A 10,925-nucleotide genomic window follows, 5' to 3' on the forward strand; every position below is an offset into this window, starting at 1 on the left:
TTATTCACTTTAATTTTAACCGGTGGCCGGGAGGTGTTTTTATAGCCCTTTGTAAATGGTGTTCTCCAGTTTATTAATCATTATGGAGGCTATCAATAGCGGGATAATACCAAGCAGCCCAAAAGAGCAATCTATAAGTCGCCAAAATAGGGGTATACCCCTAATACCACCTGCAATAAAGGCCAGCGGAAAAATAGCAATACAGGCTATCATACCAAATTGTATAACCCATTTATTTTTGAGCGGTTGTTTTAACGGCCCTATAAATAGTAGGGCAAGCATTAAATGTGCAAAAGCAAGCCAATCTGTACCGTAACTTAGGTAGGGGTAAGTTTGGTTTGTTGTTTTTACGGCATGGTAAATTTGGTTTAACCAGTTTTGCATTACAGCCGGGTAGGCGGTGCTGTGTTTAATTAATAAACTAAGTTCGGTCTCTATCGGGAAAGCTGTTAAGCCGCTCAAAGCCAGGCCGGTAATTATTATCCAGATGCAAATTTTAATACGTTTAATGGTTTTGTATATGTAGGTGGTGTTCATTATCAAAATTTAAAAGGTTTGGCAAATAAAGCGGTTACTTTATTATTAAGGCTTTGCGCTGTAGCCGCGTTTACATTAATTAAATAAAAACTTCCGTCGCCATGTGCCGCTTTGCAGCGCCAGGTTAGTTGGTTTATGGTTTGGGTTTTACCATTATCAAACCACCAGGCGGCAAATATTTTGTATGGCCCTTTTTGTAATGTGGCAGTATAAATATTATGGCCGCTTATTTGTTCGGCTTTTACATTTTCCAGGCGGTAGCCGCTGCCTCTCCAGCATATCATAGGGTCATGTTCGGGTGCAAAAAATAGGGTTGGCTTAACATAAATGAGTGCCTCTTTATTCTCAAATTTAATTATACCACCATCTAAGCATGTTTTTTTATATCCTGCCAGGTTTACCGGGGGCGGGGATGTTATCAAACTATCGGCTTTTACAAGCCTGAAAGAGGTAATTACAATAGCCATTAAAAATATAGTATGCAACCACAGGTATTTAACTTCGGTATTTTCTGAAATATGAGCTGCCTCTCTTTGCAATTTTACATGCCCGAAACGCTTAATAAAGGGCGAAGTAACCGTTGTTAACGGCACTATTACGTATAGTAACAGGCAGCCAATACCTACAGCATCATGAAAAAAGGTGCCCGGCATAATTTTGAAAAACACAAGCAGCAATATGCGGAAGAAATTGCAGGCCACATTTAAAGCAATGGTTATTGTAAATACCAAAGCTATATGCCAAAGCCCTAACTGGCGTTTAAGCTTACGCTGATAGAAGCAAAGCGTAAACAAGCAAATAATAAGCGAGGTAACAAGCATATTAAGCCCGGCGCAGGCGGGGTCTACCGAGAATTGGTATTTTGATAGCTGTATTTGGTTACCGGCTGCTATTGCGGTTGTTCCTGCTAAACTTAATACCTGGCTTACTACCTGAGTAAGCCATAGCCTTACCGGAAACTCAAACAGGTGTGTAAAGTGCCCGAATATGGGCGAGATTAACAAAATTAAAAATACAAATGCCGAATTTACTTTGCCTATACTGCATTCAATAAATAGCAAGGCAGCAAATAGCATGGCTATAAATAGCAGTGTATTTACAGGCAATAAAATGGCCAGCCCTATACTTAAAAACGCAGGTAAAGTATACCGCAGCGATAATTGCTCTTTGTTTAGCGTGCATATATAGGGTGCAAGGCCTAAACCCAGGTACACATTACTATCCCACCTAAAGTAGCCCGGTACAAGCCACAATGCTATAATTAGGTAAACCAAACAAAACACAAGGCAGGTGTAATTGCCTTGTGCTTTTTTTAATGCAATGGCTAACATATTAAATTGTTTTGCTCGCCAATTTTAGGTTTGTAAGTGAGCCAGCATATAACTACAAGGGCTACTATAACTATTAGCCATTCGCGCGGCTCGGGTACCGAGCCGGATGATTGCATCGAAGCGTTTTTGAGGCTGTTCTTGCTTTCGTCGATACCGAAGCGTTCATAATCTTTTTTTGTTTCCAGTACAATAAGGCTTGATACCGGCGAAACTACATAAGCTTTTTGGGCCTCATTTATAATATCAGGCTGTATATAGCTACCGCTAAAATAACTTGTGCCCACTTTTTTCATAATATCGTTGTAGGCAAACAGGCGCAGCAAATGGTCGGGAGCGTTTAGGGTAGGGGCACCTTTTGTTTTTTGGATGGCTAATTGCGCACCGTTTAAAACTACCAGGGAATCGTTTTCCTGGTTTTTTACAAACTGGTGCTTGTTTAGCAGGGCCAACAGGTTGGTTTCGGTGCCGCTGGTATAGTTTAGTACTCTCAATTCTTTCAAAGCCTTTAAATACGGACTTGTTTTATCGCCAATATTATAAAACCTGATAGACTGTTTGTGCTTTAAATAATGAGTTAAGCCACTTGCAAACTCGCTGCCATCTAAATCGTTTAAATTAGGTGCCGTTTCGTTACTTTTAGAGATGAGCAAAGCCTTATCTGCATTCGCAATTTCCTGAACAGGGAACAACGTAAAATTCTGATCGGCCATCAACTGGTAAATCTCGTTTAGGTTATCGGCATTAAGCTTTATTAGTTTATCCTGAAATACGTAAACCGGCTTGGTTTTAACTTCATCTAAAATCTGTTTTAGCTCTTCTTTGCTCCAGGCATTGTTAAGGTCAATGTAAATGGCGGTTGGGTCAAAAGTTTCCAACTGTTCACTGTATTGTTTAACCTGGTAGGCGGTATCGGCAAAAGCAAAAACGGCATTAGCAAGTGCAGGCGCGCTAAAAGATACTTCCCAGTCGGGCTCATAATCTCTGTTGGCGCGGTAAACATCAGTGCTGCTTTTTTCAAATTCGGTAGGTATTAATAAATTTTTTGGTTGCTCCGAAAATGATAGTTGCATCGTTTCCAAAGCACCATCGGCTGCTGGGCCCTCAAAATACGGGTTCTCATAAACAAGTCGGTTGCCGGTTTTTTTCAGCGGACTGCTAATGCCTATTTTAAACTTTCGGTTGTCGGTAGAGGTAACGGGGAATATCCTTACGCTTACCGTATTACCTTCTTGCCAGTGGATAACTGACGGGTCGTGCGATTCAACTCCAACAATCTGGTGGTAAGCCGAATCGGCCTTAGCCTTAGTGGTTAATCTTGATTTTTGTTCGGTGCCGTTTATCCACAACGAAAGTGACGAAACAACTGAGCCTTCTGAAAGATGGAACGTGTAAATGGCCTCCTGCTTGCTCCAGGTTGATACCGAATTATTACGGATGGATAGGGTTTTTTCGGTATACGCCATCCGGTATTCGGGGAAAAGTTTAACGTTGCTGATAACACTAACAGTTTCCAGTTCGTCTCCGCTCCATAAGCGTTCTTGTGCATGGTGGCGGGCATCGTACATTGATTTTAGTATCTTGATGCGTTCCTCCTCGTCCAGATTTGGTTTTTTAAACAATAATGTTGCTATTACCACAAACGGATCATGCTCTTTGGGTTGGTCGAAGGAGTGCGAAGGCATACCGCTCCAAAATAGGTTGCCATCCGGGTTGGCGGCATGGTAAACCAGGCCAGCTTTAAGCATACGCTCCGTTAATGACGATTTTTTGATACGTTGGCTAACCAGCACCCAGGCCGGCAATTTAGTGCCATTTAAAGTGCTCTGGTTAAGTATAAGGTTTATTTGTTTGTTGGCTGTATTCCATTTAATTAAGAAGATAGCGCACAACATAACAGGTAGTAAAAAGCCCGATAGCACGGCATATATTACCTTGGCATCCTGCTTTGCGGCTCTTATCACAATAATTGCCGTAACTGTAGTTAGCAGCAATGGTACAAACGTATGTAGTGAAATACCTATGGCAATTATACCTATAAAACTGATGATATAAAGTGGCAGTAAAAAAATGGTGTAATAGGTAAATAACAATAATGCAGCACCCAACAGGCAAAAAACCACGTATTTAAAAATACCCGAGAGTGGTTTATAAAGTGCAACAAACAATAATGTTACGCTCGAAATAAAAAGCCATATGCATAACCAGTTAACCGAATTGTAAAATACAGCCATCTCCCGGTTTAAGGCAAATGCGCTTATAAACCAAAGTATTAACAAAAGTACGGTGTGCTCCAGTTTTCCGTGGGATAGTTTCCACCCGTGCAGCGAAAAGGTGCGGATAAATACGGTGAGCAGATAGACAACCGATAGCAGGTAATTGATAAAAAAAACACCCGAAATTGAGCGATGCTCAAGCCGTGCGGTAGAGGCAAATATAATTGCCGAAAAAATGACCAGTACCAGCCCGGTTGTTGATACGCCGTCTGGCGGAAGGAGAGATTTTAATTTTTTCATATTATTAAAGTACTTTGCATTTCAAAGTTTATGGATAAAAAAATAGGTAACTGTTTTACAAGGTATTAATTGACTGATTTGGCGTTCGTTTCATGTTGTAAATTTATAAAAGTACTTTTATTTTCAAAGTAAATAATTAAAAATAGTTATTCCAAATTTATTTGTGTTTAAATGAGCAGGCTAGCCGTGGGGTACCGTTTTAAATAATTTATGATTAAACAAGCAGAAAATAATTAACCATTATAACAACATTGTGGCTTTTACGTTATACTTCACAATCCCGCTTTATTTAATCTATTGTAACAGTCTATGAAAAAAATATATACTTATCAGCAGTTGTTTTTGCTTTTTTTGCTGGTTTCGGTATCTGTATTTACATCTTGTAAAAAAAAGAATAACGACCCTGCACCCGCTACACCAATAGCTACTCTTGGTCTTTATGAGTATGCAAGCGGGGTTAATAAAAGGATATTTATTGTGGTATCAAAGGTGGGTACTAAAGATACTACTTTTGTTGGTGCATTTGATACGGGATCTACCGGCATGACGATGGATGCTCATGGCCTGATACCCGATGCCATGATAACCAGCTCGGGCATAACCTTTACCGGCGATTCGGTAGTTACCAACGGCATTACCATTAAAGGCCGGCAACTAATAATGGCCTATGGCGATAACATAAGCTCCACTAAAGAGTATGGTTACCTGGCATATGCAGCCATAAAACTCGGCGATTCGCGGGGGCAGATTACAACCAAGCGTATACCGTTTTTTTTATACTACAAAATTGTTGACCAAACAGGCTACGTATATCAGGCGCACTCGAGCGATGTTTTTGGCGTGGGCCCGGGCACCAGTTATGCAAGCACTTTAATAGCTAGTCCGCTAAGTTATTTTGATATACCCAGTGGTGTAACCAACGGCTTTAAGCTGGCCACGCTTACCAGCGGTGGCTTTAATTCAACGGGTACTTACATGGCCGGTTTATTAACTATCGGCCTCATCCCGTCCGATCTTACTTCATCCGGTTTTATTATGCACCCGCTTACTTATTCAAGTTCGGGCGGGTACTCGGCAAATATATCGGCAACTATCACGTACAGCGGCAAAACTATCGACGGACAAATACTGTTTGATACCGGTACGCCATCAGTTACAGTTATTGAAGATAAAACCGCTTCCGCAATTGGCAATTTGCCTGCAAACACATTGGTATCAATAAAAACGAATATGGGTTTTACCTATTCGTACTACACAGCAAGTACCGCCAATTTAACCGAAATACAAAACCCCAATAATACCGGCGATTACCGTACTATTTTTAGCCTCGACTTTTTTATCAGCAACGAATATTTAACCGATTACACCAACCACCAGATAGGTTTAAAAAATAATTGATATACCGCAGTTACTAAACCGATCTTTTGTTTACTTCGGCCGTCATTTTAAAAGTAAGCAGGGCCAATACGCCCACCACAAGCACAATAGCAACCCAAATTGCCCACTGAGGTATGGTAAAAGGGGGTTTGCTCGCTGTAACAAGATGTGCCGGATTAGCGATTATACCTGTATACGCAATAACCGGTAACTGTTGGTGGAGGCTATCGGTAAAGGCATTCAAATCGTATTGCGGTGCCACGGCTGTGCTATCGCCAAACAAAAGGTGGTATTGCTGGCTTTTTTCCAGATAGCAAATAAGCCATTTGTTTAACTGTAAAGCCTTTACTGATTGAACAATTATCGCCGGATTGTCATCGTTTAAAATCTGTATCTTAATTACTTTGGTCTTAGCCGATAAATTAAGCAGCGGTGCTGATAGCGAAGTGATCTCAGTTTCATTAACAAGCGACTCTTCGCCATTATTTACCTGGTAAATACGCACTTTACGTTTATAATACTTAGCACCTGCAATTTGTAATTTTAGTTGATTAATTTGATAAGCTTCATCAAACTTAACGGTGATGTAACTTATCTTATCACTATCTTTTTGGGAGAAACTGCTGCCTTCGATTGGGGTATAAGTTGGCGAATGTATAATTTGCTTTTTATCAATACCAACATTAACAATGGCTATACCATCTTTATTTTTATGATTTACGTCGATCTTAAAATAACGATAATTGCTGAAAGGAATATCGAAACTTTGCTGATATGTTGCGTTATGAGCTGCGTTAGGTGTTGCTAATTCAATGTTTTCCTTTATTGCATACCAATGCTTCAAATCGTCGCTGCCGGATAGGTTTATTGTACGGCTCACCGCCGTATTACGGATAGTGATGGCTAATGAATTTATGGCAAAGCGATTAACGTTTTCGGCTATAAAAATACTTGCCGTGTCTGTTTGCGGTTTATATTTTGTTTGCGGAAAAGTTACAAAATCTTTCTTAGCATCAATAGGTAGCTGGTCGCCAAAAATGAAAGTAACGGTTTTTCCATTGGCGTCGTTTATCCGTATATCGGCCAAATCGGGTTGGCATTTTGCTATTAACGATGGCAACAAAGCAATTTTATAAAACCCCGCCGAATCTACTTGGGGTAGGTTAGCGCGGTATTTAAATGCTTGTTGCGCACAAAGGAAATTAAAAATTAAAACCAGCAATAATGTTAAAAAGCCTCTATTCATTTGGTTGTGGTTTAGCATCTTCAACAATAATTTTTTTAACTTTTTGATACATGAACGATATGATGAGTAACAATACCCCCAGGCAAAAGAATGCCGCAATTTTGCCCGCAGGCGGAATATTCTGAATGTCGAAAACAAACAGTTTAACTAATGTAATTGTAAATAAGGTTAACGATACAATACGCAAGGTTCTAACTTTGTTGCGCATACCCAACCACATCAGCGCGAACGATGCCAGTCCCCAAAGTATGGGCAAACCAACCTTAATATAGTTGGTTTCCATATTATTGATAGTGGTAGCTCTGGAATAAAATAGCTCATTGTTAGCCAAACAAACTTCTAAACTCAAAAATAGTACAATGGCTGCCGATAGTACCCAGGTTATCATATCTACCTCGGGTATATGCTCTTTGGCTATCATTGCCAACTGATAAAATAGCAACCCAACAAATACAAAACCTAACCAATGCGCCGCAAAATGCATAGCGGATATTTTACCATCCACCAATATGCTGTACTGTACATCAAAAAACTGTGGGCTAAAGGCCAGGTAAACTGTTATGCACATCGCCAATATAGCTGCGCTTATGCGCCAATTGAGTTTTATTGCAGGTAGTTTTTTTGATAGTAAATAAAACGCGTAAACAAATGCCGGCGCATAAAGCATCAGGTACAAATTATTTAGGGCCGTATTAGGATACCGGCTTAAAAACTGATGGTTAATTTCAAAAAAGCCACTTAAAAACAGCAATACTAATGCTGTGTATTTATAAAGGTTAATGCTTATTTGTACATTATAAATTTCTTTGTTTTCATCTTTAGCTATCAAGGTGGCCAAAAGGCACGAACTAACCGATACCACCAGCGTAGTTATAAAGCCTTTATTGGCAATAACGCTAAGTGCCAAAGTGGTTGAACCGTAAACATTTATCCAATCCATCAATAAGCTTAACAGCATAGCTATCCATATAATTAACGAAGTAAATTTCATTAACTCAATTTTTGATTTTTGGTACAGCCAGTACAACAACACAGTTTCGGCAGCCCAAAACAAAGTGATATTATGGCCATGTAGCTGTATTGGCGCAGTGAGGGATAAAAAAGTTAGCGTTATGCCAATAAGCAGGTAAATGATATTGGCATCTGCTTTTTTATTTTTAAATAATATGTATGATAGTACCAGGTTTATGCCACCCAAACCTGCCGAAAATAATCCGCGTAATTCAGGGTGTTGCATTGCTGTGAGCAGGTATAGCCCTGCGCCAAAATACAAGCCGGTGTTCACCAGTAAAATTGTAAAATCGGATGCGATGAAGGTTTTGTTTTCTTTTACATTATTGGCAACGTTAATGCCAAAATAAAGCAGGTATAATATGCTGGTGTATAAAAAACAGGTTGTGTTAGCCGCGTTGGGCAGGGTATAAATAACAGCTGCGCAAACCAGTATGGTTAATACAAATGCGGTAATATTTAATATACGCCATAGCTTGTTATAGGCAATAACCAACAGACCGGTATTTAAAATGATGATGTAGATAAACAAGGCGTGGTAATTGGCTTGATTGCCGCTTACCATAAACGGACTGCTTAGGCCACCCAGCAAAGCTATTACGGCAAGCTCTTGCTTATTATAAAGTAGCGATAAGGCAACTGCAAAGCAGGTAATAACAATGAGTATAATAAACGATGTAGTTTGACTAAACAAATGGAACTGGTGATAGGCCAGCGTTATAGTAAAATATAAAACGGCAAGCCCACCGCCAACCAATACCGAACTAAACGACCGGTAAGAATTGCGCATAGCATGAGCCAGGCCAATTAGTATACCGCCGCAAAGCACGCCAATGCCTACACGCCCAACCGGGCCAATCCAGTTATTATCAATTGCGTATTTAACAAAAAAGCCAATTGCCAGTACCAATATGGCTATGCCAATTTTATTAATTAAGTTTTCGCCTATAAACTTCTCCAAATCGGGGTGTTTGTCAAAAAAAGATAGTTCTGGTTCCGGATGCTGATATTGGGGTGGTGGCGTGTCCGACGCCATTATCGGCCTTTTAATAACGGAGGTAGGGGCGGCAATAACTTTTTCATGCCGTTCAATAAATTCCGCAGGTACGGGTTTTATTGGGGGGGCTGCGGGTTTAGGCGTCTCAGGTATTTTATCTGTGACAACCACATTCGGCCTTTCGGTAACTGGCGGCGTATATGGCTTTGGGTTTTCAACAGTGGGAGGCTTGGTTTGTATACTTTGCTTAACCAGTTGTTGCAGACTCAGTATTTTGTCTTGCAGTTCGTTAAGTTTCTCATTGTAGCTGTTTTTTTGGGTAAACTGAACGATGAGTATCACCAGGAGCAGCAGCAAAATAAATACATCCATTTTTTAAATGTTAAGATTGATAAATATAAGCAAATATGAATGCTATGCAATTTGGGCGATTGGCATATCCCTGATTACGAAAACCCACGTGCCGCCTTTCACAAATTTTTGCAATCTGTACATTCCTGCCTTGGCGAATTATTTACTTTTATTGACGAAGAGAATAAAAGGTTAGGCTATATTTTTGCAAAGGTTGTTGAAATACCTAAGGCACGCGTGGAGGGGCCTGTTGAAAGTTTTTATCCTAAGCCGGCGAAACTAAGCTTAGGTCGCTCGTTAAATACGATCATCAACCGGTTTTAGACGGTGCTTAGAGGCAAGTAGATCACCTTATCAGAGATATTTGGGTAAATGGTAATTTACCAATAGCCAGTTACCAAATTAACAGTTAAGCTTATTTTTTGGCAGCACCCAAAACCACTACACCTGCAACAATTAAAATGCCACCGGCGTAGGGTGGCCAGTTAACGTTATGTTGGCGATCGGCAGATATTTGTAAGGGACCAACGTCAACTACTTTCTCTTTGCGTGTGTAAGTAAATCCTGTCCAAATGAGCATCACCGCTCCTAAAACTATTAACGATATGGCAAGTACTTTCATATGCTCAAAAGCATTTAACGGGTTAATTGTTTGTTTTATTCTTTAAGTAGATGTGGTTTAATGGCCTTTTTCCATATATCGTAACCATCGCGGTTCATGTGCAGCATATCGGCAACAAAAAGTTCTGGTTGGGGTTTGCCTTCTTTATCAACCATTTTATCAAAAATATTAACATAAACCACATTTTTTTCGCTGGCTAAAAAGGCTTTTATCAGTTTGTTGGCATCAATCACTTTTTGGATATACTTCTGGCGCGAAGGGCTTGGTTTAATAGAGATATAAACTATAGGCACCCCCGGCATTTGGGCGCGGATATGTTTATATAACCTTAGCGTTCTGTTAAAAATAGTATCGCCATTGTTTATGGGGCTCAATACATCGTTTTCGCCAACGTAAAGCACAATTTGTCGTGGTTTGTAATTAAAAATCAGGTCGTCGGCATAATAAATAATATCGTTTATTACTGCACCGCCAATGCCGCGGTTAAGTGCGTGGTATTGCGCAAATGTATATTCCACATCGTCCCATTTACGTATAGACGAACTACCCACAAACAGCACCGGATGCGCGGGTGCTTTGTACATTTTATCAAAATTTTTAATGGTTTGCACGTCGTCCCAATAGTCATGTTTACTTTGGGCGTTTACATGGTTAGTAAGCAGTAATAATGAGGTTGCTATAATGAGGTATCTCCGCATAAGGGGCTTAAAAAAAATCGTGGTCAAGGTAGTATTTTATCTTTCAAACCAGCCATAAAAATGTTTCTTTTTCAGTTTGGGGTATTTTTTTACAGTTGTAAATAGGCTGTTATTGCTAATTTTTTTCTGCCGACTGTCCGTTAAAAGTTGCGTAAATATATTATAGTTTTCAAATAAATATTTTTTCAAAATTGCTTTTTTATTTAAAAAATTAGCTAATTTCCATCACAAAATCCAACCCC

General features: G+C 39.7%; 9 protein-coding genes. 2 read left to right on the forward strand and 7 right to left on the reverse strand.

Annotated features, from left to right (window positions below; translation table 11 throughout):
- Positions 1–39 precede the first annotated feature (39 nt).
- The 3 genes from BDD43_RS12750 to BDD43_RS12760 are packed head-to-tail and all read right to left on the reverse strand — an operon-like array spanning position 40 to position 4,381.
- Positions 40–537 carry a hypothetical protein gene (locus tag BDD43_RS12750; protein WP_121198026.1) on the reverse strand — a complete coding sequence of 166 codons (498 nt, stop codon included), beginning with the start codon at positions 535–537 and terminating at the stop codon, positions 40–42.
- A gap of 2 nt (positions 538–539) precedes the next feature.
- Positions 540–1,868, reverse strand: coding sequence for an exosortase N (gene xrtN / locus BDD43_RS12755; protein ID WP_121198027.1), 1,329 nt, complete (start codon positions 1,866–1,868; stop codon positions 540–542).
- Positions 1,862–4,381, reverse strand: coding sequence for an XrtN system VIT domain-containing protein (locus BDD43_RS12760; protein WP_121198028.1), 2,520 nt, complete (start codon positions 4,379–4,381; stop codon positions 1,862–1,864). Before BDD43_RS12760 ends, xrtN begins: the two co-directional genes overlap by 7 nt.
- 309 nt (positions 4,382–4,690) lie before the next feature.
- On the opposite strand from BDD43_RS12760, the gene BDD43_RS12765 reads away from it, so the two are divergent.
- Entirely contained in the window at positions 4,691–5,779 is a 1,089-nt protein-coding gene (locus BDD43_RS12765) for a pepsin/retropepsin-like aspartic protease family protein (RefSeq protein ID WP_121198029.1), read from the forward strand.
- 13 nt (positions 5,780–5,792) lie between these two features.
- Here BDD43_RS12765 and BDD43_RS12770 read toward each other — a convergent pair whose 3' ends face one another.
- Together BDD43_RS12770 and BDD43_RS12775 are read right to left on the reverse strand one after the other, a co-directional pair.
- On the reverse strand, positions 5,793–7,004 hold the full coding sequence (locus BDD43_RS12770; RefSeq protein WP_121198030.1) for a hypothetical protein: 1,212 nt from the start codon (positions 7,002–7,004) through the stop codon (positions 5,793–5,795).
- Positions 6,997–9,384: a DUF2339 domain-containing protein gene (locus tag BDD43_RS12775; RefSeq protein ID WP_121198031.1), complete on the reverse strand. Its 2,388-nt coding sequence runs from the start codon at positions 9,382–9,384 to the stop codon at positions 6,997–6,999. Before BDD43_RS12775 ends, BDD43_RS12770 begins: the two co-directional genes overlap by 8 nt.
- Positions 9,385–9,423: 39 nt before the next feature.
- On the opposite strand from BDD43_RS12775, the gene BDD43_RS12780 reads away from it, so the two are divergent.
- Positions 9,424–9,687, forward strand: a complete 264-nt coding sequence (locus BDD43_RS12780) for a hypothetical protein (protein ID WP_121198032.1) — start codon at positions 9,424–9,426, stop codon at positions 9,685–9,687.
- A gap of 91 nt (positions 9,688–9,778) precedes the next feature.
- Here the strand turns inward: BDD43_RS12780 and BDD43_RS12785 are convergent, their stop codons facing one another.
- Positions 9,779–9,985: a hypothetical protein gene (locus BDD43_RS12785; RefSeq protein ID WP_121198033.1), complete on the reverse strand. Its 207-nt coding sequence runs from the start codon at positions 9,983–9,985 to the stop codon at positions 9,779–9,781.
- 35 nt (positions 9,986–10,020) lie between these two features.
- Positions 10,021–10,683 carry a GDSL-type esterase/lipase family protein gene (locus BDD43_RS12790; protein ID WP_121198034.1) on the reverse strand — a complete coding sequence of 221 codons (663 nt, stop codon included), beginning with the start codon at positions 10,681–10,683 and terminating at the stop codon, positions 10,021–10,023.
- Positions 10,684–10,925 lie beyond the last annotated feature (242 nt).

Source organism: Mucilaginibacter gracilis, assembly GCF_003633615.1.
Taxonomy (GTDB): Bacteria; Bacteroidota; Bacteroidia; order Sphingobacteriales; family Sphingobacteriaceae; genus Mucilaginibacter; species Mucilaginibacter gracilis.

What these genes read in the sequence shown, in the direction of transcription:
- BDD43_RS12775 (WP_121198031.1), bottom strand. Translation starts at nt 9,384, where the DNA reads ATGGATGTATTTATTTTGCTGCTGCTCCTGGTGATACTCATCGTTCAG.
- BDD43_RS12765 (WP_121198029.1), top strand. Translation starts at nt 4,691, where the DNA reads ATGAAAAAAATATATACTTATCAGCAGTTGTTTTTGCTTTTTTTGCTG.
- xrtN (WP_121198027.1), bottom strand. Translation starts at nt 1,868, where the DNA reads ATGTTAGCCATTGCATTAAAAAAAGCACAAGGCAATTACACCTGCCTT.
- BDD43_RS12770 (WP_121198030.1), bottom strand. Translation starts at nt 7,004, where the DNA reads ATGAATAGAGGCTTTTTAACATTATTGCTGGTTTTAATTTTTAATTTC.
- BDD43_RS12790 (WP_121198034.1), bottom strand. Translation starts at nt 10,683, where the DNA reads ATGCGGAGATACCTCATTATAGCAACCTCATTATTACTGCTTACTAAC.
- BDD43_RS12760 (WP_121198028.1), bottom strand. Translation starts at nt 4,381, where the DNA reads ATGAAAAAATTAAAATCTCTCCTTCCGCCAGACGGCGTATCAACAACC.
- BDD43_RS12785 (WP_121198033.1), bottom strand. Translation starts at nt 9,985, where the DNA reads ATGAAAGTACTTGCCATATCGTTAATAGTTTTAGGAGCGGTGATGCTC.
- BDD43_RS12780 (WP_121198032.1), top strand. Translation starts at nt 9,424, where the DNA reads ATGCTATGCAATTTGGGCGATTGGCATATCCCTGATTACGAAAACCCA.
- BDD43_RS12750 (WP_121198026.1), bottom strand. Translation starts at nt 537, where the DNA reads ATGAACACCACCTACATATACAAAACCATTAAACGTATTAAAATTTGC.